The sequence below is a fragment of the Vibrio sp. IB15 genome (assembly GCF_016406055.1).
Lineage (GTDB): Bacteria > Pseudomonadota > Gammaproteobacteria > Enterobacterales > Vibrionaceae > Vibrio > Vibrio chagasii.
Genome location: NZ_JAEFCE010000002.1, coordinates 129,876 through 152,291, shown reverse-complemented (window position 1 = coordinate 152,291; position 22,416 = coordinate 129,876). Strand labels below are relative to the sequence as shown.

At 45.3% G+C, this 22,416-nt stretch carries 24 protein-coding genes; 3 read left to right on the top strand and 21 right to left on the bottom strand.

The window, feature by feature from the left end:
• Positions 1-133: 133 nt before the first annotated feature.
• From JC606_RS01480 to pomA, 8 genes are all read right to left on the bottom strand, one after another.
• Positions 134-271, bottom strand: coding sequence for a hypothetical protein (locus tag JC606_RS01480; protein WP_315973339.1), 138 nt, complete (start codon positions 269-271; stop codon positions 134-136).
• A gap of 280 nt (positions 272-551) precedes the next feature.
• A complete protein-coding gene (gene rlmM, locus JC606_RS01475) occupies positions 552-1,643 on the bottom strand; it encodes a 23S rRNA (cytidine(2498)-2'-O)-methyltransferase RlmM (protein ID WP_198777645.1) in 1,092 nt (363 codons plus the stop codon).
• Positions 1,640-2,038, bottom strand: a complete 399-nt coding sequence (locus JC606_RS01470; protein WP_137408257.1) for a DUF423 domain-containing protein — start codon at positions 2,036-2,038, stop codon at positions 1,640-1,642. Before JC606_RS01470 ends, rlmM begins: the two co-directional genes overlap by 4 nt.
• Positions 2,028-2,651, bottom strand: coding sequence for an alpha/beta fold hydrolase (locus JC606_RS01465; protein ID WP_137408258.1), 624 nt, complete (start codon positions 2,649-2,651; stop codon positions 2,028-2,030). Before JC606_RS01465 ends, JC606_RS01470 begins: the two co-directional genes overlap by 11 nt.
• Positions 2,644-3,552 carry a transcriptional regulator GcvA gene (locus tag JC606_RS01460; protein ID WP_004738518.1) on the bottom strand — a complete coding sequence of 303 codons (909 nt, stop codon included), beginning with the start codon at positions 3,550-3,552 and terminating at the stop codon, positions 2,644-2,646. The genes JC606_RS01465 and JC606_RS01460 overlap by 8 nt, the downstream gene beginning before the upstream one ends.
• 652 nt (positions 3,553-4,204) lie before the next feature.
• Complete coding sequence (thiI, locus tag JC606_RS01455) at positions 4,205-5,653, bottom strand: tRNA uracil 4-sulfurtransferase ThiI (RefSeq protein ID WP_004738516.1); 1,449 nt, start codon at positions 5,651-5,653, stop codon at positions 4,205-4,207.
• 322 nt (positions 5,654-5,975) lie between these two features.
• Entirely contained in the window at positions 5,976-6,923 is a 948-nt protein-coding gene (locus JC606_RS01450) for a flagellar motor protein MotB (RefSeq protein WP_102426134.1), read from the bottom strand.
• 12 nt (positions 6,924-6,935) lie between these two features.
• Complete coding sequence (pomA, locus tag JC606_RS01445; protein WP_137408259.1) at positions 6,936-7,700, bottom strand: flagellar motor protein PomA; 765 nt, start codon at positions 7,698-7,700, stop codon at positions 6,936-6,938.
• A gap of 297 nt (positions 7,701-7,997) precedes the next feature.
• On the opposite strand from pomA, the gene xseB reads away from it, so the two are divergent.
• The 3 genes from xseB to dxs are packed head-to-tail and all read left to right on the top strand — an operon-like array spanning position 7,998 to position 11,050.
• Positions 7,998-8,240: an exodeoxyribonuclease VII small subunit gene (gene xseB, locus JC606_RS01440; protein WP_004734405.1), complete on the top strand. Its 243-nt coding sequence runs from the start codon at positions 7,998-8,000 to the stop codon at positions 8,238-8,240.
• Positions 8,241-8,260: 20 nt separating this feature from the next.
• Positions 8,261-9,145 carry a (2E,6E)-farnesyl diphosphate synthase gene (gene ispA / locus JC606_RS01435; protein ID WP_004741514.1) on the top strand — a complete coding sequence of 295 codons (885 nt, stop codon included), beginning with the start codon at positions 8,261-8,263 and terminating at the stop codon, positions 9,143-9,145.
• Positions 9,146-9,166: 21 nt separating this feature from the next.
• Complete coding sequence (dxs, locus tag JC606_RS01430) at positions 9,167-11,050, top strand: 1-deoxy-D-xylulose-5-phosphate synthase (protein ID WP_137408260.1); 1,884 nt, start codon at positions 9,167-9,169, stop codon at positions 11,048-11,050.
• A gap of 117 nt (positions 11,051-11,167) precedes the next feature.
• On the opposite strand, the gene JC606_RS01425 is transcribed toward dxs, so the two are convergent.
• From JC606_RS01425 to frsA, 13 genes are all read right to left on the bottom strand, one after another.
• A complete protein-coding gene (locus tag JC606_RS01425; protein WP_137408261.1) occupies positions 11,168-11,527 on the bottom strand; it encodes a putative quinol monooxygenase in 360 nt (119 codons plus the stop codon).
• A 24-nt stretch (positions 11,528-11,551) separates the two neighbouring features.
• On the bottom strand, positions 11,552-12,058 hold the full coding sequence (gene pgpA / locus JC606_RS01420; protein ID WP_102426136.1) for a phosphatidylglycerophosphatase A: 507 nt from the start codon (positions 12,056-12,058) through the stop codon (positions 11,552-11,554).
• Positions 12,058-13,032, bottom strand: a complete 975-nt coding sequence (thiL, locus tag JC606_RS01415) for a thiamine-phosphate kinase (protein WP_198777644.1) — start codon at positions 13,030-13,032, stop codon at positions 12,058-12,060. The genes pgpA and thiL overlap by 1 nt, the downstream gene beginning before the upstream one ends.
• Before the next feature lie 78 nt (positions 13,033-13,110).
• Positions 13,111-13,578, bottom strand: coding sequence for a transcription antitermination factor NusB (gene nusB / locus JC606_RS01410; protein WP_004734399.1), 468 nt, complete (start codon positions 13,576-13,578; stop codon positions 13,111-13,113).
• On the bottom strand, positions 13,578-14,048 hold the full coding sequence (gene ribH / locus JC606_RS01405; RefSeq protein WP_004741508.1) for a 6,7-dimethyl-8-ribityllumazine synthase: 471 nt from the start codon (positions 14,046-14,048) through the stop codon (positions 13,578-13,580). Before ribH ends, nusB begins: the two co-directional genes overlap by 1 nt.
• A 279-nt stretch (positions 14,049-14,327) precedes the next feature.
• Positions 14,328-15,437, bottom strand: coding sequence for a bifunctional 3,4-dihydroxy-2-butanone-4-phosphate synthase/GTP cyclohydrolase II (gene ribBA, locus JC606_RS01400; protein ID WP_137408263.1), 1,110 nt, complete (start codon positions 15,435-15,437; stop codon positions 14,328-14,330).
• 108 nt (positions 15,438-15,545) lie between these two features.
• Positions 15,546-16,202, bottom strand: coding sequence for a riboflavin synthase (locus JC606_RS01395; RefSeq protein ID WP_008218644.1), 657 nt, complete (start codon positions 16,200-16,202; stop codon positions 15,546-15,548).
• Between the two features lie 46 nt (positions 16,203-16,248).
• Complete coding sequence (gene ribD / locus JC606_RS01390) at positions 16,249-17,322, bottom strand: bifunctional diaminohydroxyphosphoribosylaminopyrimidine deaminase/5-amino-6-(5-phosphoribosylamino)uracil reductase RibD (protein WP_198777647.1); 1,074 nt, start codon at positions 17,320-17,322, stop codon at positions 16,249-16,251.
• A 40-nt stretch (positions 17,323-17,362) separates the two neighbouring features.
• Positions 17,363-17,812 (bottom strand): transcriptional regulator NrdR, encoded by a 450-nt coding sequence (gene nrdR / locus JC606_RS01385; RefSeq protein ID WP_008218648.1) that lies wholly within the window; start codon positions 17,810-17,812, stop codon positions 17,363-17,365.
• A 156-nt stretch (positions 17,813-17,968) separates the two neighbouring features.
• Complete coding sequence (locus tag JC606_RS01380) at positions 17,969-19,219, bottom strand: glutamate-5-semialdehyde dehydrogenase (protein ID WP_198777643.1); 1,251 nt, start codon at positions 19,217-19,219, stop codon at positions 17,969-17,971.
• Between the two features lie 108 nt (positions 19,220-19,327).
• A complete protein-coding gene (gene proB / locus JC606_RS01375; protein ID WP_171367898.1) occupies positions 19,328-20,512 on the bottom strand; it encodes a glutamate 5-kinase in 1,185 nt (394 codons plus the stop codon).
• Between the two features lie 76 nt (positions 20,513-20,588).
• Complete coding sequence (gene crl, locus JC606_RS01370) at positions 20,589-20,978, bottom strand: sigma factor-binding protein Crl (protein WP_008218654.1); 390 nt, start codon at positions 20,976-20,978, stop codon at positions 20,589-20,591.
• Positions 20,979-21,122: 144 nt separating this feature from the next.
• A complete protein-coding gene (gene frsA / locus JC606_RS01365) occupies positions 21,123-22,376 on the bottom strand; it encodes an esterase FrsA (protein WP_137408266.1) in 1,254 nt (417 codons plus the stop codon).
• Positions 22,377-22,416: the final 40 nt, after the last annotated feature.

The window sequence follows — 22,416 nt, the reverse complement described above, 5'->3', positions numbered from 1 at the left end:
ATTTGAAGTAGTCATAATTCGTCCTCAATGTGTAAACACATTTCAGGACGAGACACCAGATACAGAAAAGCCTTAGTCGATACTAAGGCTTTTTGTTATTTTGGCTGCCGCCTAACTGAACTTAATCGGATGATTAGAAGTTATAAGCGATAGAAGCTTTGAAGTTACGACCAGCTTCGTAGCTAGTGTACTTGTCTGAGCCCCAAGAGATACCAAAGCCAGTATGCTCTGCGTATTTCTTATCAAAAATGTTATCAACACCGGTGTTCATCTTTTTAATAAAATAAATTTTGCTAGGATGATCTCGCTGTAAAACTTACTTCGTTTTGCTGCTGAATCTTTGAATAAATCCTGCTTCGTATCACCCCTGAAGATAGGTAGCCGTAAGTCTCGATCACTTACGGCTTTTTTAACATCTGAATACTGAAATAGCTGATATTTCGACGATGTTGAATTCATTAACGCGCCTAAACCCGAACATTTAACGAATTTCAGATACAAAAAATGCCCCTTAAAGGAGCATTTTTATCACTGATATATCAACGCTAATATTAGTACGGTGAGATGTTTGAAAGCGACTGAATATGAACGGTAATCTCTTCACGGTCATGATATAAGTGCTTCGCCTGCATCTTAAACTTCACTTTGTTCTCAATCAGGAACAGTTTTAGGTTCTCAATATCTTGCAAAACTTCATCGTAACGGCCCTTCATTGGCAGTTTAAGGTTGAATAGTGCTTCTTTCGCCCAACCTTTGATGATCCACTCACCCATAAGGTGTGCAACGCGCGCTGGTTTTTCAACCATGTCACAGATGATCCAAGTGACGTTCTTACGGTCTGGTTCGAACTTAAAGCCATCCACCATGTGGTGTTTGATTTGGCCAGTTTCCATCAGGCTGTCTGCCATCATGCCATTATCAACACAGTGAACGAACATAGAACGTTTCACTAGTTGGTAAGTCCAACCGCCTGGACAAGCACCTAAATCTACACCCCACATACCCGGAGCAAGACGCTCATCCCACTCATCACGAGGGATGAACACGTGGAACGCTTCTTCTAGCTTCAATGTAGAACGGCTTGGCGCATCTGAAGGGAACTTCAAACGAGGGATGCCCATAAAGAATTGTGAGTTGTTGGTTGGGTAAGAATAACCAACAAAACAGTGACCCGGAGCGATGAAGCACAAGTGAAGCACAGGCTTTTTAGCGTTGTCTTTCGCTGTCATCAGACCTTTGCCACGCATAGCTTGGCGCATTGGAACAGTAAACTTACGACAGAACTTCAGTAGCTCTTTTGCTTCGTTAGTATCTGGCGTTTCAATACGGATATCACCACAACGTGGGAAACTTTCTTTCTCAGAAAGCGCCTCAAGAATTGGAGAGATGCGGTCATCGGTTGGTAGATCTTTGATTTCAACCGCTACAGCTAGCATTTGACGAGCAAAGATCAGAGATTGGAAATCGATCTCTTTGATCAACTTGTCCGCTTCACCAGCTTGGTAACATTCAAACAATACGAAACCAGTATTGTTCTTTAAGCGAGGAAAACCAAACACTTCCAGTTGTGTTGCCTTGTCTTGAATTTCGCCAGCACATTCTTTTTCAAAACCAGAGCGACAATAAAGTAGTACGTGTTTCACTGAGTTACCTCTTTTATATTCAAAGCAGCGAAGGAGAAGACTCCCCAACCAATGATAAATAGTAGACCACCAAACGGAGTTATTGGGCCAAACCATTTTATTCCTGTCAGTGCTAGCGCATACAGGCTACCACTAAAACAAAGGATGCCGATGATAAAGCAAATTGCCGCAATGAAAAAATATTTTTGTGATTTAGCGCCAAGTTTCATCTGTAGCAGAGCACCACACGCTAATATCGCTAACGTGTGAATAAACTGATACTGAACACCCGTTTCGAATACACCTAACACGTACTCAGGCAAAATAGCTTTTAAACCGTGTGCAGCAAACGCGCCAAGCATCACCGCAATAGCACCAGATAGACCAGCGAAGGTAAGTAGGTACTTACTTTTCATTAAGCACCTCTTTAATGAATGCTGAGAGCTTTTCAACCGTTAACGCGATGTTCTGTTGCTCTGTGTAACCAGAACTCTTGCGTGGTTTGAAGCTGTGATCACCATCAGGAATAAACTCAACTCGAATAGAATCCGACAGGTCGAAATCAGCAAACTCTTCACGCTTACCAAAGGTATCGCGTTCGCCTTGAAGAATCAGACACGGCTTTTGCAAAGAAGCGAGGTGTTCACCTTTATAATTCTCTGGCTTACCCGGAGGATGAAAAGGGAAACCTAAACAAGCCATCGCTGCCACTTTATCCAACTCAGATAAGTGACTCGCCATGCGGCCTCCCATCGACTTACCACCAATCACAAGCTTGTCAGCATCAGTTTGCTCAATGATCTCTTGATAGGCTTCAAGCAGCTTAGGCGCTCTATCAGGTGGACGACGCTTACCATCTTCGGCACGCTTGATCATATAAGGGAAATTGAAACGAACCACTCGTATCCCTTTAAAGGCTAAACCTTTGGCCACCGACTGCATGAACTCATGATCCATACCAGCGCCCGCACCGTGCGCAAAGATAAAGGTGATCGGATTATCTTCACCATCAATAATGATGTTACTCATCAAGTAAGTCCTCTTGTTCACTTTGTGCTTTAGCCAGCATCCAATCACGGAAAGTAGCGATACGGCCCATGTCGGCTTGTTTCTCATGACACACAACATAGAAAGCATTCTTACTTACTAATACTTCATCAAACGGCGCAATCAAGCGGCCCGCTTCTATTTCAGGTTGTGCGAGAACGTTGTTACCCAATGCAATGCCTTGCCCGTGAGCTGCGGCTTGAAGCACCATGGTTGAGTGGCTGAAGATCGGTCCATGGTTTACATTAACGCCATCAATGCCGTTTTGTTTCGCAAACTGTTTCCAATCTTTACGAGAGGTGTCATGCAATAGCGTATGGCATGCCAAATCTTTTAGAGATTCTAATGGTTTTGTTCCCAATAACACAGATGGGGAGCAGAGAGGAACCAAGTACTCTTGATACAATTTATCGGCTCTCAAGCCCGGCCAGTTCCCTCGACCATAGTAGATTGCGACGTCCACATCATCCGTCAACGAACCCTCATCCATATCAACGGCCTTAATTCGAACATCGATATCAGGTTCTTGTTGATTAAAGTCAGCAAGCCTTGGTACTAACCATTGAATCGCAAAGCTTGGTGGCAAGCTGATGGTTAATGCGCCCTTCTCACTTCTCTCAAGCACCTTATCAGTGGCCTCAGCCAATGATGTAAATATATCTTTGATATCTAAGAAGTAGCTTTGCCCTTCTTCAGTGAGCAACAAAGAACGGTTTCTTCGGCGAAAAAGCTTCAAAGACAGAAACTCTTCTAAAGCTTTTATCTGGTGACTAACCGCAGCTTGAGTAACAAACAACTCTTCAGCGGCACGCGTAAAACTCAAGTGTCGAGCCGCAGCTTCAAACACTCTTAGCGAGTTTAATGGGGGTAATCGACGAGACATAGTTACTCTCTAAATAAGCATTAGTTTTTTTTATCTGAAACATTATAATTTGTCCGTTGCCTAGCGGCTAGAGAAATTCTATATTTCATTCCGCAGCAGCTAGCCTGAACGGCTTGATTCTCTCTAGAATCAATTGGCTTAGCTCCTGCGATGTTGTGTTTGCAAACTCGTACTTTTCGAGTTGGGTAGAGTTCTACCAAATGTTTTGTTGCAGCTACGCGCTGAAACGAGGCATCTACTTCCTGTATTTATTTTGACCTGTCTGTCAAATTGTTTACACCGCCTATTAGGCGGTGTTTTTTTATGCCCAAAGAAAAGTAACAATAAGTTTACCAATAGCTGTGCTAATTAATCCTTACTATTTCTTCACTCTACTCACAAAATCTAACCTTCGCTTACTTAAACAATTATACGCATACAAAAATAAGCATTTAATTGCATTTTTCAGTAACAATGCGAATGCTAACCCTACAACCTAAAAATAGATGTATAACATCAGCTTGTTTTTAAACAAAATACCATACGAGCTACGCGGTGAAATAACTGTACCGATTACAGAATAACAATCAACCGATAAATAAAAAGCCGCTTACTTTTCAGTAAGCGGCTTTCTGTATCTGTTACAACCTAAGTCGTGCTCTAAGCTAGCAGACTATGGGCGGTACACTTTAACGTTCTTGAAGCCCTGCTCTTGCAAGTATAGCGCTTGCAGACGGCTCATAACACCACGGTCACAGTACAATAGGTACTCTTTACCTTGGTCTAGGTCACCAAATTGCGTCGCTAGCTTGTAGAAAGGTAGGTGTTTTACATCAACGCCATCGATTTCTAATGGGCTTTCGTCTTCTTCATCTGGGCTACGGATATCAAGAACGATAGCGTGCTCAGCCACAGCTTGAACCTGTTCCACTTCTGGAGCTTGCTCTTGGCTCTCTTTCTCAATATCACGGATATCCATAACACGAGCGTTCTCGATCACTTGCTCTAGCACTTCAAAGTTAAACTTAGCTTCTTCTGCTGCAAGTTTACCTTTCTTCGCTTTCACTGTTGGCTTCTTAGAGATAACACCACAGTATTCAGGCATTACTTTCGCGAAATCTTCGGTGCCGATCTCGCGCGCAAGGTCGATGATGTCTTCTTTATCCCAGTTGATAAGTGGACGAAGGATCAGCGTGTCCGTTACGTTATCAATGTGACGCAGGTTAGTTAGCGTTTGGCTTGATACCTGACCTAGTGCCTCACCAGTGACCAATGCTTCGATCTTGAACTTGTCAGCAACCATGCCACCAGCACGCATGAACATTCGCTTAAGCACAACGCCCATTTGGCCGTCTTCTACATTCTCAAGGATTTCAGCAACAACCGGTTCGAAATCAACAGAGATGAACTTCACTTTTGCCGAAGAACCGTACTTGTTCCACAGGTAGTGAGCTACTTGCTTAACGCCAATCTCGTGCGCAGGACCGCCAAGGTTGAAGAAACAGTAGTGAACTTTAGAGCCACGTTTGATGTGTAGATAGCTTGATACGCCAGAGTCAAAACCACCAGAGATCAAGCTCAGTAGGTCTTCTTGAGTACCTAGAGGGAAACCACCAAGGCCTTTGTGACGCGCCAGAACTTGGTTCAGTTTGTCATTAGCCACTTCAACTTTAACCGTTACTTCTGGATCTTTCAGCTTAACGCGTGCCGACTCAACCGCTTGATTCAGACCGCCACCTACGTAGCGCTCAAGCTCGATAGACGTGAACTCATGCTTACCGCGACGCTTAGCACGAACAGAGAAAGTTTTACCTTCAATGTCAGCACGGCTGCGCTCTAAAACTTGCTCATAGATATCGTGCAAGTCTTTAAAATCTGACTGTTGTACTTCTAAAGAGTGGTGAATACCAGGAGTGTGAGTAAGAGCCTCTAACACTTCTGTGTAGTACTTATCACTCTCAGACGTCACTTCTATATGGTCACGACGGTTAAATACCGCAACACCTTCACAGCGACGCTGAATAACGTTACGAATGTTGCACTCTAGAATCCTTGTGAAGCGCTTACGCACCGATTCACTTTTTACAAAAATTTCCGGATGGGGCTTAACAATAAATTTCATAGTACGTTCACAACATTAATGTTCAAAATTTGAAAAGGCTCTTCGCCAAGTAAATTGGAGAATTTACGCAGCACTTAAAGCAAGAGTAGATCATATCTAAATCTAAGGGCGCGAATTATACATGAGAAAGTGAAACAAGGAAAAGAGTGCTTGCTTTGGCACCAGTAATAAATACACACCCTATTAAAAATAGCATGCTTACTCACTGTCGGTATTGTTATAAATAGATAAACCACTCACCACATAAATAAAAAGCCCAACCTCATCATAAGGTTGGGCTTTCTGGTTAATTTAATAAGTCAGCTTAACTCGTAGCTCGGTACTATTCAGAAATCACTGGAACTTCATCGCTGTAAAGTGGCTCACCTTGCATGATACTGATCTCGACGCGACGGTTCAGGCTACGCTGCCATTCAGTATCGTTCGGCTCTACGGGCTCAGTATCCGCCATACCACGTACTCTCAAACGTTGATGAGAGAATCCGCGTACCTTTTCCATCTCTTGAGCAACAGATACCGCTCGCTGAGATGACAGATCCCAATTCGAACGATACAGCTCAGAATCAAGACGTTGGTTATCAGTGTGACCTGAGATTCGAACAATGCCCGGAACATCTTTCACTAATTCAGCCACCTGTCTCACCAAAGGTCGGAACTTAGGCTGTAGGAAAGCAGAACCCGATGGGAATGCACCCTTCTCACGAATTCGAATCACAATCTGTTGGCCAAGGTTTTCTACCTCGATCGCGCCTTGGTCGATTTCTCGTTCCAACGCCTTCTTGATGCTTTCCATCAAGGTTTCCATCTCTTGCGATTGAGCTTCGGCTTGTTGTTGCTGCTGGTCTGACTCAGAGTTTTGGTTGTCGTGAGTCGATACCTCTGGCGACTTGCCTCCGGTCATCTTACCTTGGTCACGCATGGTACCACCAGCGCGCTCAGATTCACCTTCATGAAATTCCAACGTCTGCTGAGTGATATCTATCGTTTGCTGCATGATCACATCAATCGGCGTAGGCTCTGGACGACCAGGACGAAACTCTTGCGCAATGATGCTAGTCCCTTTTGGGATGTCTTTTACTTCTAAACGGTTCTGTACACCAAATGCGAACTTCATCGAGCCAGCGATCTGTTTGAACTTCAGTACATCCATCTCAGAGAATGAGAGTAGAAGTACGAAGAAACACATCAACAGTGACATCAAGTCAGCAAATGTTCCCATCCATTGAGGTAACCCCGGAGGAGGACATTTACATGGATTCTCTTCATCCATCTTCAACTCCTCTTACGCAGGTTCACCATCAATCGTACGCTTACCTTCATTCAGGTAGCTCTTCAGGTAACCATCAATAACTCGTGGGTTTTGACCATCTTGGATAGCCAGCACACCGTCCATCACCAAACGACGGTTCAGTGTCTCTTGGTCACGACGCAGCGCTAGTTTGTCTGCGATTGGGAAAAACACCATGTTCGATAGAATTGCGCCATACAGCGTAGTTAAGAGTGCAACGGCCATCGCAGGGCCGATCGCTTTAGGGTCATCCATGTTCGAAAGCATGGCAACCAAACCGACCAAGGTACCGATCATACCCATCGCAGGAGAAACATCACCAAAGGCAGAGAACACCTTCGCGCCCTGCTCGTGACGTTCTGTCGTTAGCGCAATGTCTTTTTGCAATGCAGCTCGCACTACATCACCATCATGGCCATCAACCAACAGGTCGATGCCCTTTTGCATAAAGCTGTTGCTGATTTCCATCTCTTCCAGAGCTAAGAAACCACCTTTACGTGCTGCGTCTGCCATTTCAACAATCTTAGCGATAAGATCTTCAGGCTCATCGACTTTAAACATAAATGCTTTGCCGGCAATTTTAGCCGCACCAAAGAACTGTCCCATGGTGAACTTCATTAGAACAACAAACGTTGAACCACCAATCACGATCAAAATGGATGTCGTGTCATAGAACATCCCGAGGCTTCCACCTAGGATCATTGCCATGATTACAAAGGCAAATCCACCAATCAAACCTATTAGGGTTGCTAAATCCACTGAGCACTCCTCATGCTTTTTTGTAGCTCTATGTCGACGATAATCCTTTTATCGGCAAGACTATAAGATCTTTTAGTAAATTCTTGGCCTAAGTATCACACTTTTGCTTTTTGTATCACAACTATTACCCGCTTCCCCGTTCTCGAACAGCCATAAACTCGAGAAAGGTAGGGTTATTAAAGGAAAGTGACTTCAAGCCTCTTAAAAACGAACTTTCTAGCAAAATTTATTGGTTACATTTGACCATCTGAACGCCCTAGGGTAACGTTCGTTCATCTTTCCAAACGCAGATTTATTATGGCTACTAAGAAACCTGAAAATATGAGCTTTGAAGCGGCAATCGAAGAGCTCGATGGCTTGGTTGATCAACTAGAAAACGGTGATCTAGCTTTAGATGATGCGCTGAAAAAATTCGAACGAGGTATCTCCCTCGCTCGTGCAGGTCAAAGTAAACTAAACGATGCAGAACAACGTGTTAGCATCCTACTGCAAAATGACGAAAATGCAGAACTGAGTGACTTTAACCCACAACCAGAATAACGAATTGTATGAGATCCCCTATGATCGAGACTTTATTGTCTTATCAAGCACGTAATAACGAGCAACTGAACCTTTGGCTTGACCGCCTGCCACACCAAAATCAGAATCTGATCAACGCAATGCGTTATGGGTTACTTTTAGGCGGCAAACGCGCGCGTCCATTTCTTGTCTATATTACAGGGGAAATGCTCGGTTGCACCGCGGAAGAACTCGATACTCCAGCTTCTGCAGTCGAATGTATTCATGCCTACTCTCTGATTCATGATGACCTTCCAGCAATGGACGACGATGAGCTGCGTCGTGGCCACCAGACTTGTCACATCAAATTCGATGAAGCCACGGCTATTTTAACGGGCGATGCACTACAAACTCTCGCATTTACTATACTTGCAGAAGGCACATTAAGTGCTGATGGTGAAAGCAACCGCGTTCGAATGATTCAACGCCTAGCTGAAGCCTCTGGAGCTCAAGGTATGTGTATCGGTCAGGCACTCGATATCGAAGCTGAAAACCGCGCAGTGACGCTTGAAGAGCTGGAAGAAGTTCACCGTAATAAAACCGGTGCTCTTATGAAGAGTGCAATCCGTTTAGGTGCGCTAGCTGCAGGTGAAAAAGCGTTCGAGGTGCTGCCTCAATTAGATAAGTACGCAGATGCCATCGGATTAGCCTTCCAAGTTCAAGACGATATCTTGGATATCATTGGCGACACCGAAACTTTGGGTAAACCACAGGGCTCTGACCAAGATTTAAACAAAAGCACCTACCCTTCTTTGCTAGGTTTAGAGGGCGCTCAAGAAAAAGCGCAATCTCTGCTGCAGGAAGCGCTTCAAGCTTTGGCCGCGATCCCATACAATACCCAGTTACTCGAAGAGTTCGCCCGATACGTCATCGAGCGCAAGAACTAAGACAATAAGCGCGCATTACCTATGACTCTTGATATATCAAAGTACCCAACTCTTGCTTTGGCTGATAAGCCAGAGGATTTGCGTCTTCTCCCAAAAGAGACGCTAACACAGCTTTGTGATGAATTACGCACCTATCTTCTTAACTCAGTGAGCCAATCAAGTGGTCACTTAGCGTCAGGCTTAGGTACGGTAGAGCTCACTGTTGCTCTACACTATGTGTACAACACGCCTTTTGACCAATTGGTTTGGGATGTTGGTCACCAAGCATACCCGCACAAAATTCTTACCGGTCGCCGTGACCGCTTGTCGACGATCCGCCAAAAAGACGGACTGCACCCATTCCCATGGCGTGAAGAGAGCGAGTACGACACCCTTTCTGTTGGTCACTCATCAACATCGATCAGTGCTGCACTCGGTATGGCGATAAGTGCCAAGAAAGAAGGCAAAAACCGCAAAGTTGTGAGTGTGATTGGTGACGGTGCGATTACTGCTGGTATGGCATTTGAAGCCATGAACCACGCAGGCGATGTTCATAATGACATGCTGGTTATCCTAAACGATAACGAGATGTCAATTTCTGAAAACGTAGGTGCGCTTAACAACCACCTAGCTCAAGTTCTTTCTGGCAGTCTTTACACGTCTATTCGTGAGGGCGGCAAGAAAGTGCTATCTGGTGTTCCGCCGATTAAAGAGCTAGTTCGTCGTACAGAAGAACACCTAAAAGGCATGGTTGTCCCTGGCACCATGTTTGAAGAGCTAGGCTTTAATTACATTGGCCCAGTAGACGGCCACGATGTAAACGAGCTGATTAAAACGCTTAAGAACATGAGAGACCTAAAAGGTCCTCAGTTCCTGCACATCATGACCAAGAAAGGCAAAGGCTACGAGCCAGCGGAGAAAGATCCAATTGGTTACCATGCTGTACCTAAATTCAACCCAGCCAAATTAAGCCTATCAAAAAGTACTAGCTCTAAGCCAACGTTCTCAAAGGTTTTTGGTGATTTCCTATGTGATATGGCAGCGCAAGATCCTAAGCTAATGGCGATCACGCCAGCAATGCGTGAAGGTTCTGGCATGGTGCGTTTCTCTAAAGAATACCCAGATCAATACTTCGATGTAGCGATTGCTGAGCAGCACGCCGTGACGCTAGCAACGGGTATGGCGATTGCGGGTGACAAGCCGATTGTGGCTATCTACTCGACATTCCTACAACGTGGCTACGATCAACTGATCCACGATGTGGCTATCATGGATCTACCGGTCATGTTCGCGATTGACCGTGCAGGTCTTGTGGGTGCCGATGGTCAAACACACCAAGGTGCGTTCGACTTAAGCTTCATGCGTTGTATTCCAAACATGGTGATCATGGCACCAAGCGACGAAAACGAATGTCGCCAAATGCTATACACTGGCCACCAGCACAATGGACCAAGTGCAGTTCGTTACCCTCGTGGTAATGGCATGGGCACAGAAATCCAAAGTGAGTTTACTACACTTGAGATTGGTAAAGGCCGTATCGTTCGTGAAAGCTCAAAAGCAAAGGATGGCGCTAAGGTTGCTATCCTAAGCTTTGGTACTTTCCTAGAAAATGCACTTCAAGCTGCTGATGTAATGGATGCCACCGTTGCAGACATGCGCTTTGTTAAGCCGCTAGATGAAGCTCTAATCAAACAACTTGTCGCTGACCACGATGTACTGGTGACTATCGAAGAAAATGCGATTGCCGGTGGTGCAGGTGCAGGTGTAATTGAGTTCTTGATGCAAGAGAAACTGCTAATGCCTGTACTGAACCTTGGTCTACCAGACAAGTTCATTGCTCAAGGCACTCAAGGTGAGCTGCATGAAGAGCTAGGCTTAGACGCGAAAGGTATTGAGAAGTCTATCTCTGAGTACCTTGCTAAATAGCTTTAAGTAGCAAACTACATAAGCAACAAAACAAAAAAAGGTTGGCCCTAGGGTCAACCTTTTTAGTATCCACTAACTCATTAGCTAGCCACTGTTTAAATCAGTTGCTACAGCAAATTAGCAGCACGGCTTAAGAACAGGTGCATCGTAGTTCTCTGGCTCGTCAGAGTAAATAGCAACATTGAAGTTCTCAACTAAACCTGTTTCATCAACACACTGCTCTTGGAAGAACTGTTGAATTTCACGACGTTGACAGTGCGCTTCAAACGCTTCGTTATCCGCCCAGATTTCGTTGAAAGCGATCGGGAAGCTCTGACCTTCCGCAAACGGGCTCTGAATGTGACGAGTTACTGTGTATTGAATACAACCGTCTTCACGCAGAGTGTTTGGCTCTAGTGCTTTTAAAACCTCAAACAGCTCGTTCAGTTTACCTTCTTTCGGCTGAAATTGAGCAATACAGTAAACCTTATTAGACATTGTAATTCCTTGTTTTATCTTTATTTAAACTAACCAACCTGCAAAATGGGCCACAGCATACAGTGAAATCGCCGCCATAATACCTGCCACAATATCATCAATCATGATGCCTAAACCGCCATGAACTCGAGCATCTAACCAACCAATCGGCCACGGTTTTACCATGTCAAAGAAGCGGAATAGAACAAAGCCCGTCAACAACCATTTCCAATCATCGGCAGGAATGCTCAACATTGGCACTAGGCTCATGGTGATCCAAAAGCCTGCAAACTCATCCCATACGATAGAGCCATGATCATGTACGCCCATATCATCTGAGGTCACTTGGCAGATCTTGATACCAATAATACAGCTTATCACGACCACCGCGACATAAGCCGGGAACGGCAATTGAACCAATAATAGGTACAGAGGAATCGAGGCGAGTGTACCCATGGTTCCAGGAATAATAGGCGATAAGCCACTGCCAAAACCCGTTGCTAGAAAATGCCAAGGGTTTTTAAGAGAGATTGCAGATAGTGGGTTTGTCATCAATTAACCTTAAAGTGATCGTAACCGGTTAAGCTCCAGCTCAGCGGTTCACCATTATTGTGTAGTTCAAAGTATTCTACAGGTCTTATTTGACCAATACAGGTGACTTTTGTTCCAGTGTGTGACAAAGCACTTTCAAGAGAGCCTTTGTTTTCTTCAGGGACGGTAAAGCAAAGCTCATACTCTTCCCCACTGGTCAGCGCATACTGCTGCGCCGACGCGATATCAGGGGCAAACTGACGTAATTCAGGTGAGATAGGTAAAGTACTCACATCAATACTTGCCCCCACCTGTGAGCGCTTAAGAATGTGTTTGAGATCTGCAATAACACCATCTGAGATATCAATAGCCGACGAAGCAAGATTCACAAGCGCTTGACCCGCTAACACTCGTGGAGAACTGATGTAGTGTCTCTCTTCAAGCTCCCTCGCATACGGCTTAGCTTGGTTTTCATCAGGGTCTAATAGAACCTCTAGGCCAGCCTTGCTATCACCTAAATTGCCTGTCACGTAAATCCAATCCCCGACTTTCGCGCCATCTCTACGTAGGGCTTTCCCTTCTGGCACAAAGCCTTGTACCGTCAATGTTAGGCTCAGCGGCCCCTTTGTAGTGTCACCACCAATTAACTGAATACCAAAGTAGTCTGCAAGTTTGAAAAAAGAGTCGCAGAACGGCGCTAGCCAAGCTTCATCTACTTCAGGCATGGTTAAGGCAAAAGAGACCCACGCCGGCGTTGCACCCATCGCAGCCAGATCACTGATGTTTGAAGCCAATGCTTTGTGTGCGACCCAAGCTGGGTTTGCTTCTGCTAAGAAGTGAGTACCCGCCACTAAGGTATCGGTGCTGATCGCGATCTCAACATTACTTGGCGCTTTAACCAAAGCGCAATCATCACCAGCGGCGAGGTGCACGTCTTTACGTTGAGGCTGTCGGTTTACGAAATATTTATCGATTAGGTTGAATTCACAAGACATCACATGCCCTATCTTTGGAATTTACTAACAAAAAAGGCCAGCATGAAAGCTGACCTTTAGATTCAATATACGTAGAGATTACTTCTTACGTACGTGTGGCGCTGCTTTATCAAGCACACCATTCACAAACTTATGGCTGTCTTCTGCTGCGAATACTTTCGCAAGCTCGATAGCTTCGTTGATAACCACTTTGTATGGTACATCTTCGCGACGAGTCATCTCGTACATAGCTAAACGTAGAAGCGCTAGTTCCATCAGATCCAGATCTTGCATCGGGCGAGATACGAATGGACGAAGCTTGCTATCAAGTTCCATGTGACTAAGAGCAACACCAGTTAGTAGGTCGCGGAAGTATGCAACGTCTGTTTCTGGCATAGCAAGTGCAGGTTCTGCAGCATGATGTTCTTCTTCATCATACTTACCACCAGATAAGAACTGTTCTTCAACGGTAGCAATATTTTCTTTAGTAATTTGCCAAGAATAAATTGCTTGTAGAGCAAATTGACGTGCGTTACGACGTGCGGCTGGTTTCACACTGGCCCCCATTAGGAATCGATTTCAGAAAGAACGTTGATCATCTCAAGTGCGCTTAGTGCAGCTTCTGCACCTTTATTACCAGCCTTGGTTCCTGCGCGTTCAATAGCTTGATCGATCGTATCAACAGTTAGTACGCCGAATGCTACTGGAAGAGAATATTCCAGAGACACTTGCGCCAAACCTTTATTACATTCACTACAAACATAGTCAAAATGAGGCGTACCGCCACGAATTACTGTACCAAGAGATACAATCGCGTCGAACTTACCTGTTTTTGCAACGCGTTGCGCTACAAGTGGAAGTTCTACTGCACCAGGACAACGAACAACAGTGATGTTGTCTTCGCTTACTTGTCCGTGACGTTTTAAAGTATCGATTGCACCAGAAAGTAAACTTTCGTTAATAAAACTGTTGAAACGAGCAATAACGATAGCAATTTTTGCATTTGGCGCTGGGAAGCCACCCTCGATCACTTTCATAAGCCTTCCTTTAACTATTTTCATCAAGTGAGAATCGCCGGATTCTAGCATAAAACTGTGAGCAATATCTAATGCTAATTTAGAAGAGCAGACACCGGAGATGTAAAGATGATAGCCAAGCCTCGCTCCCAACTATTTAGGAGCAACAGGTCGCTAAGCGCCAACGCTTGACACGACAAAAGTCAGGCTCAGCGGCTGGGCTCTTTTTGTCCGATTTCGAACCAAAAGAGCCGCTCAAATCATCATAAATTATGTTGCTATAAACTAGTATGTAAGTGGTTACTCACAAACGTATTCAACAACGTTAAGACCAAAACCACCAAGAGCATGGTAACGCTTGGTGCTTGAAGACAATAGGCGCATATCATGAACACCTAGGTCTTGTAGAATTTGAGAACCGACACCAACGCGACGAGAAGTGCCTTGCTTCTTAGCCATGGTTGGTTGCTCGTTCTTATCTTGAGCTTCGAATGTCTTCACTTTGTGAATCAAAGAATCAGACGACTCTTCGTTGCCCAGAATAACCAACACACCACCTTCGTCGCCAATGCGCTTCATCGCCTTATCTAGTGACCAGCTACGCTCAGTACCACGATCAGAATGAAGCAGATCGGTGAAGGTATCATGCAGGTGAACACGAACCAGTGGCGCTTCGCCCGTTAAGTCACCTTTTTGCATTGCGTAATGGATTTGATTATCGATAGTGTCACGGTAAGTCACAAGCTCAAAGTCACCGAACTCAGTCGGTAGGTGACACTGTGCAACCCGCTCAATCGTGGTTTCTGTATTGTTACGGTATTCGATCAAGTCAGCAATCGTGCCTAGCTTGATGTCGTGCTTTTCAGCGAACACTTCAAGATCAGGGCGACGAGCCATGGTGCCGTCATAATTTAGGATCTCAACGATAACCGATGCAGGCTCACAACCCGCTAGGCGTGCTAAATCACAGCCCGCTTCAGTGTGACCAGCACGAGTTAGAACACCACCCTCTTGTGCTGTTAGCGGGAAGATGTGGCCAGGCTGAACAAGGTCAGCCGCTTTTGCATCTTTCGCAACGGCCGCTTGAACCGTCACCGCACGGTCAGACGCAGAAATCCCCGTAGTTACACCTTCAGCTGCTTCAATCGAAACGGTAAAGTTAGTGGTGTACTGTGCGTTGTTGTCTTGAACCATAGGGGCTAGACCCATGCGGCTTGAACGCTCTTTAGTCAAGGTTAGGCAGATTAAGCCACGGCCGTACATCGCCATGAAGTTAATCGCTTCTGGCGTCACATGTTCTGCTGCCATGATCAGATCGCCTTCATTCTCGCGATCTTCATCATCCATCAGGATAACCATTTTTCCTAGGCGAATGTCTTCAATAATTTCTTGAGGAGTACTAATTGGCATTGTTCTATATCCTTTGAAATGGTTCTGCTTCCTAGAACCGACACTATTTAAACCTGATGATATTGCTTCGCTCTACAAAGTGACGCTCAGCGCACTTCATATCAACGATTAGGCAAAACCATTCTGTTGTAAGAATTCCATCGTCAATCGAGATTCAGGTTCAGACTCTTGTTGCTGACCTTGCAGTAGCCGCTCCATGTAGCGCGCTAACACATCCACTTCTAGATTCACTTTACGACCAACATGGAATTGATCGATGGTGGTTTCTGAAGAGGTATGAGGAACAATCGTCAGCTTAAATGCATTCTTACGTAAATCATTCACAGTAAGACTAATGCCATCGACAGTAATCGAGCCTTTTTGAGCAACGTACTTTGATATTTCAGCGGGCATTTCGACCCAGAATTCAATAGCACGGCCTACTTGATTGCGTTCAACAATCTCACCCACGCCATCCACGTGACCCGATACGATATGACCACCGAAACGTGTCGTTGGTAGCATCGCTTTCTCTAGGTTCACTTTGTCACCCGCTTGGTAATCAACAAAGCCCGTTTTTTTCAGGGTCTCAAGTGACAAATCTGCACTGTAGCTGTGGTCATTGAATTCGACGACCGTCAAACACACACCGTTGGTTGCGATGCTATCGCCTAACTGAACGTCGGCCATATCAAGCTTACCCACGTTAACCGTTACGGTAATGTCTTCTCCGCGGGGAGTGATTGCACTCAATGTACCTACGGCTTCTACAATTCCTGTAAACATTTTAAAACTCTTTTTGTTGTCAACGACATGTATGTAGTTGGAGTGACTATTTCGAGATTGGTTTAGCCACGATGCGAATATCCACACCAACCTGTCGAACATCTTTAATTTCTAGGTCAATAACATCAGACATCGAAGTGAGCCCTAACGCGCCCATCAAACCTCTTCCGTCACTGCCCATAAGTTTAGGAGCTAAATAGAGGATTAGCTCATCCACCAGCTGTGCTTCAATCAAGCTTTTTGCCAATGTTGCACCCGCTTCGACCCAAATATGGTCGATATGATTGGCAGGTAATTGGCACATCAGCTCGTGCAAATCCAGCTGACCTGTCTCAGTGGTGCCGATCTCAACGTCCGCAGACGCCTCTGCGACTCTTAATACGGGTGTTGGCGATTGGTATAACTTGAGCTCAGGGCGCAGTTGGTTTTGACGATCAAGAATCACACGAACAGGCTGACGCACGTCAGCTTCAGCGTAATGAGCTTGTGTACTACTTGGTAATTCAGCCCAGCGAACATTCAGTGAAGCGTTATCATCAATCACCGTTTGGCTGGTTGATAATACTGCGCCCGCCTTTGCTCGATAATTTTGAACATCACGACGCGCTGCTGGCGATGTGATCCATTGGCTCTGACCATTTGCTAGTGCCGTTTGCCCATCGAGGCTAGCTGCCATCTTAAGCTGAACAAAAGGCATGCCTGTTTGCATGCGTTTAATAAATGCAGGGTTCAAGTCTAAAGCATCTTGCTCCAGTAAACCGATTTCAACCTCAATGCCCGCATCACGCAGCATTTTGATGCCACGTCCAGCGACTTTCGGGTTTGGATCCTGCATCGCGCAAATAACTTTAGCCACTTGAGCTTTAATCAAGCCCTCGGCACACGGTGGTGTACGACCATAATGAGAACAAGGCTCTAGTGTGACATAAACCGTCGCACCTTTTGCCTTATCACCCGACATTCGCATGGCATGTACTTCAGCGTGAGGTTCACCCGCTTTGGCGTGAAAGCCTTCACCAACAATTTGTCCATCGGTTTGTACAATCACACAACCGACATTTGGGTTTGGCGCAGTGGTGTAAATGCCGCGCTTCGCTAAATGGATAGCGCGCGACATCATTTGGAAATCTAGGGGAGAAAAGTTAGACATGACTGAGGGATTAATCCTCTAATTTAGCGATTTCTTCGCCAAATTCTCGAATGTCTTCAAAGCTGCGGTAAACAGAAGCAAAACGAATGTACGCAACTTTGTCTAATTCTTTTAATTGGCTCATGACTAGGTTGCCAATCATTTCGCTTGGAACTTCACGCTCACCTGTTGCACGGAGTTGTGACTTAATATTACTGATAGCAAGTTCGATCGCATCAGCACTCACAGGGCGTTTTTCCAGAGCACGTTGCACACCACCGACCATCTTATCTTCATTAAACGGTTCGCGGTTTCCATTCGACTTAATGACTTTCGGCATCACGAGTTCTGCCGATTCGAACGTAGTGAAACGCTCGCTACATGCAAGGCATTGACGGCGACGACGAACCTGATGGCCATCAGCAACCAGTCTTGAATCGATTACTTTAGTGTCGTTCTCTGAACAAAAAGGACAATGCATATCACCTCCAAATAATTGATTGTCAGTGTAACGGAATTGCCAAACGTTAGGAAAGAAAAAGGGCCAATTAAGGCCCTTTTGTGTGCTGATTCATTGATTATTGCTACGCGATAGCAATTTTTAAAATGAGCTGCAGAGTAAAGCTAACGAGAAACGTTAACCGCGAACAAGATAATTCGCTTTGCCCACCCACTTGTAGCTGGTCAGCTCTTCTAAGCCCATAGGACCACGAGCGTGCAGTTTCTGAGTAGAGACTGCTACTTCTGCGCCTAGACCAAACTGTGCGCCATCAGTAAAGCGAGTTGATGCATTCACATACACTGCTGCAGAGCCTACCGAGTTAATGAAACGCTCAGAGCTTTCTAAACTATTAGTCATGATCGCATCTGAATGGCTCGCGTTATGTACGCGCATGTGGTCAATCGCTTCTGCAACATCCGCAACCACTTTTACGCCTAGTGTGTAGCTTAGCCATTCGGTGTCAAAGTCACCCTCACCTGCATCACGCACGTCAGCGAAATCAGCAAGAAGCGCCTTCGCACTTGAGTCTGCCACTAATGTTACTTTATCCGCTAGGCGAGTTTTAAGCTTACCAAGAAACTCCTCAGCAACCGCTTCATGAACAAGCAAGGTATCTAGTGAGTTACATGCTGATGGGCGTTGTACTTTCGAGTTTTCAACCACATCGACAGACTTCTCAAGATCCGCGCTTTCATCAACGAAAATATGGCTAATACCGAAACCACCGATGATTACCGGGATAGTGCTGTTCTCTTTACACATCTTGTGCAGACCAGCGCCACCGCGAGGGATGATCATATCTACGTAGTCATCTAGCTTAAGTAGTTGAGAAACAAGCTCACGATCTGGCTTTTCAATGTACTGAACAGAAGCTGCAGGAAGCTCTGCTTTCTCTAGTGCAGACTGGATAACTTTTACCAGTTCCATGTTCGAGAAGAAGGTCTCTTTACCACCACGCAAGATGCTTGCGTTACCCGTTTTCAGACACAGTGCCGCAATATCAATCGTTACGTTCGGGCGTGCTTCATAGATAACACCAACCACACCAAGCGGTACGCGACGACGAGACAATGACATACCGTTTTCCAGTACTTTGCTGTCGATTTCGCTGCCCACAGGATCGTTCAGGCTAATCACGTTACGAACGTCGTTAGCGATGCCAGTTAAGCGTTCTTCATTCAGAAGTAGACGGTCAAGCAGTGCTTCCGTTAGACCCGCTTCGCGGCCCAGTTCGATGTCTTTCGCGTTCGCTTCTAAGATAGCGGCTGCATTTGCTTCTAACTCATCAGCGATGATCGCCAATGCCTTGTTCTTTTGCGCCGTTGATGCGGTCGCTAGGTGAAAAGCAGCTTCTTTTGCTGCGATACCCATGTTAGTTAAATCCACGTTTAACTCTCCCTAAATTCTGTCTGTCTTTGGATGAAAAAGGCAATGCGTACTACCAACATCTAGTGCAAAAGCCAGATGCGCCGTTCATCGCCTTGTCATCTCGAACTACTCTTGGATAACGACAAGGTCGTCACGGTGAATGACTTCTGACCCGTAATCGTAACCAAGAATGTCGCCAATATCTTTACTGTGCTTGCCTGCTATTTTTGCTAGGTCTTGGCTTGAGTAGCTAGCGATACCACGCGCGACTACTTTGCCTTTGCTGTCTGTAACTTGGGTGACTTCACCACGAGAGAACTCGCCTTTAACTCGAACCACCCCTTTTGCCAACAAGCTACTGCCTTTGGTGTTAACGGCATTCACCGCACCATCGTCAACCACGATGTCACCAGCAGAAGCTGGGCCAGCTAAAATCCAACGTTTACGGTTTTCAAGCGCCTCGGCTAACGGCAAGAAACGTGTGCCTTGAGGATTGTCACTCAAAGAGTCAAAAACCACATTTTCAGCACTGCCTGCTGCAATGATAACTTCAATACCAGCACGACGAGCGATGTCCGCCGCCTGCAGTTTTGTCGCCATACCACCGGTACCTAAAGTCGTGCCGCTGCCACCTGCAATCTTACGCAGCGTGTCATCAATGGTTTTTACCTCTTTGATGAGCTCTGCATTTGGATCTTTGCGAGGGTCTGCAGTAAATAGACCTTTTTGGTCTGTCAGTAGCAAAAGCTTATCAGCGCCACATAAAATACCAACCAGTGCCGACAAGTTATCGTTGTCGCCCACTTTGATTTCGTTGGTCGCGACCGCATCGTTTTCATTCACGACAGGAATAATATCGTGTTCAACGAGTGCGTTGATCGTGTCACGAGCATTAAGAAAACGCTCACGGTCATCGAGATCAGCACGAGTCAGTAGCATCTGGCCAATCTTAAGGCCATAGATAGCGAATAAAGACTCCCAAACTTGAATCAACTGACTTTGCCCAACTGCAGCAAGCAACTGTTTGCTCGCCATTGAGTTGGGAAGTGCGGGGTAACCAAGGTGCTCACGTCCTGCTGCAATTGCGCCAGACGAAACCATAACCACAGAGTGGCCTTGTTTTTTTAATTCAGCACATTGACGAACCAGCTCAACCATATGAGCACGGTCTAATGCCAATGTTCCACCAGTTAAGACACTGGTACCCAGTTTAACAACGACAGTTTTACGCTGCGCTGTTGTCCCGCTTTGATGATTTGTTGTCATGAAGTCTTTTATGGATAAAACAAATAAGAGGTGATGTTTTAGCAATCAACAGGGGAATTCACAAGCAGAAAAGGTGCGAAATCGCACCTTTTTACTTTATATAGAAGAGTAACCTTTAAAATCAGACGAATTCGACAGACTCTTCGTCCAATTGGATGCTGATTTCAAACTTACTTTGAAGTTCATCAACCAGTTTTTGGTGGAAGGCTTCTTGAGTTCTAGTGACCTCAGCAACCGCCTTTTTAGGCAGAGGTAATGAATCCCACTTGCCTTCAATGTTGTATTTACCAATGTTGTACTTCGCCGAATACCCCTCTTCCGACTTGTCCAACTCCATCCACCAGCCCCAGAACTCACGCTCTTCTGGTGATTTTTTATCGTTCACACACACTGATAAGCAATCAAAAATATAGTGACCTTCTTCTGATTGCGGCTCCCTCAAGTATGGCCCAATGGCCTTTAATACGTTTAACAAGCGATAATGCGTTGGTTCTTGTGTCACTTCTGACATATTGAATCTCCATTTTCAATGTTAAGAATGACGTTACTCAGACTGCAATACGTTGAAAATATGCAGTTGGATTTTATAAATTTTCTCTGAGTATCAGGTACTTAATCTGTACACTTTTCATGCTTAACTAATTTAGGAGAAATGTCATCTAAATAATTCATCCTCAAGCCACTTTATCGCTAATTCGAGGGATTGCTCATAACCTTGTGTAATTGATTTCGATTTGATTTTCTTTGCCTTGCCGTAATCACTGTAAATAGCAACCAGTTGATTATCCATTGGCGGTGACACAGGATCACCTTCTAAGGCTAACGCTAAGATAGGAACGCTGGTTTTGCTGTTCGACAACAAGCCTTGCACCTTCAAAGACCACGCCATCAACTGACCAGAAAGACTATTGATATCAACAGCACCTTTACCTAAACGAGAAGCCAGTACATCTAAATGCATCTTCGGCATCTGCTTTAGTTTATCGGCATGCACAAAAATATCGTGAATTGGCGCACCAAGAGAGATACACGCTTTGATCTTCTGTTGCTCGATAAACGACAGCCTCACCATCGCATTGCCGCCAAAACGGAAACCAAACAAGCCCACTTTATGATGATCAACCCATGGGATATTTGGCAGCTCGTTCAATACCGCTTGGTGCAGGCACGAAGAATCTTCGGTTAACGGCCAATGAGAGCTGTGACCTATCGATGGCATATCGACAGTAAGCATCGCAATGTTCTTTGGCGCCAGGTAATCCCTAAACAAACGCCACATGTCCGTTTGCAAGCTATCCAAACCTGCACTCACGATCACAACTGGTTGCGGTTTGTCGGTTTTCGCTAGGTGTAGGTTGGCTTTGATTTTCTTGTTTTGATACGGCACCTCAATCTGCTTAACAATCAGCTTGGTATGCTTAATTGCTTCAGAATAGGCTGCATTTGCTAATACTTGGGCCTGAGCCGCCAAGTTGTCATTCTTTAGGTGCGGGTAACCTGCAATGCTGAAACATAAAGACGCCGAGAACAGCTCTTCAGCCACCTCTTCACCGCTTTTGTCGTTGGAACGGTTCTGATGCAACATGCCCAACTTGGTCCACTCATAGGCCCAGTTACCACTGCGGTATCCCATCACGGTATCTAGCCACTCATCGGTAGTACGAGAGTTGTCTGACGACGCGATTCGAGCCAGTACGGCTTCTTGCTCAATAGGGTTCACGCCTTGCCATACCCACTGAAGACGTCTTAGGTTTCGGTACCATGATGAGTTTTGCTGTTCACGCTTCTCATCCAATAACGCTTCAGAGCTTGGCATGTATTGTGTCAGCATTGAGGTCTCTTTTGCTTGCTTGTGTTTTACAAACAAGGTTTCCGAAAGGTTCGAGCTCGTTTCTTCTGATTCAGACATTGGGACACTTAATAAGAAATGATTTTGACTAATAATATAA

Excerpts from the sequence above, each read along its gene's own strand:
- nusB (WP_004734399.1), bottom strand. The coding sequence starts at position 13,578 with ATGGGGGCCAGTGTGAAACCAGCCGCACGTCGTAACGCACGTCAATTT.
- frsA (WP_137408266.1), bottom strand. The coding sequence starts at position 22,376 with ATGTCTGAATCAGAAGAAACGAGCTCGAACCTTTCGGAAACCTTGTTT.
- thiI (WP_004738516.1), bottom strand. The coding sequence starts at position 5,653 with ATGAAATTTATTGTTAAGCCCCATCCGGAAATTTTTGTAAAAAGTGAA.
- JC606_RS01470 (WP_137408257.1), bottom strand. The coding sequence starts at position 2,038 with ATGAAAAGTAAGTACCTACTTACCTTCGCTGGTCTATCTGGTGCTATT.
- nrdR (WP_008218648.1), bottom strand. The coding sequence starts at position 17,812 with ATGCATTGTCCTTTTTGTTCAGAGAACGACACTAAAGTAATCGATTCA.
- crl (WP_008218654.1), bottom strand. The coding sequence starts at position 20,978 with ATGTCAGAAGTGACACAAGAACCAACGCATTATCGCTTGTTAAACGTA.
- thiL (WP_198777644.1), bottom strand. The coding sequence starts at position 13,032 with ATGTCTTGTGAATTCAACCTAATCGATAAATATTTCGTAAACCGACAG.
- JC606_RS01465 (WP_137408258.1), bottom strand. The coding sequence starts at position 2,651 with ATGAGTAACATCATTATTGATGGTGAAGATAATCCGATCACCTTTATC.
- JC606_RS01480 (WP_315973339.1), bottom strand. The coding sequence starts at position 271 with ATGAACACCGGTGTTGATAACATTTTTGATAAGAAATACGCAGAGCAT.
- ribBA (WP_137408263.1), bottom strand. The coding sequence starts at position 15,437 with ATGCCAATTAGTACTCCTCAAGAAATTATTGAAGACATTCGCCTAGGA.
- pgpA (WP_102426136.1), bottom strand. The coding sequence starts at position 12,058 with ATGACAAACCCACTATCTGCAATCTCTCTTAAAAACCCTTGGCATTTT.
- JC606_RS01450 (WP_102426134.1), bottom strand. The coding sequence starts at position 6,923 with ATGGATGAAGAGAATCCATGTAAATGTCCTCCTCCGGGGTTACCTCAA.
- ispA (WP_004741514.1), top strand. The coding sequence starts at position 8,261 with ATGATCGAGACTTTATTGTCTTATCAAGCACGTAATAACGAGCAACTG.
- xseB (WP_004734405.1), top strand. The coding sequence starts at position 7,998 with ATGGCTACTAAGAAACCTGAAAATATGAGCTTTGAAGCGGCAATCGAA.
- ribD (WP_198777647.1), bottom strand. The coding sequence starts at position 17,322 with ATGATGTCGCGCGCTATCCATTTAGCGAAGCGCGGCATTTACACCACT.
- JC606_RS01460 (WP_004738518.1), bottom strand. The coding sequence starts at position 3,552 with ATGTCTCGTCGATTACCCCCATTAAACTCGCTAAGAGTGTTTGAAGCT.
- JC606_RS01425 (WP_137408261.1), bottom strand. The coding sequence starts at position 11,527 with ATGTCTAATAAGGTTTACTGTATTGCTCAATTTCAGCCGAAAGAAGGT.
- ribH (WP_004741508.1), bottom strand. The coding sequence starts at position 14,048 with ATGAAAGTGATCGAGGGTGGCTTCCCAGCGCCAAATGCAAAAATTGCT.
- dxs (WP_137408260.1), top strand. The coding sequence starts at position 9,167 with ATGACTCTTGATATATCAAAGTACCCAACTCTTGCTTTGGCTGATAAG.
- JC606_RS01395 (WP_008218644.1), bottom strand. The coding sequence starts at position 16,202 with ATGTTTACAGGAATTGTAGAAGCCGTAGGTACATTGAGTGCAATCACT.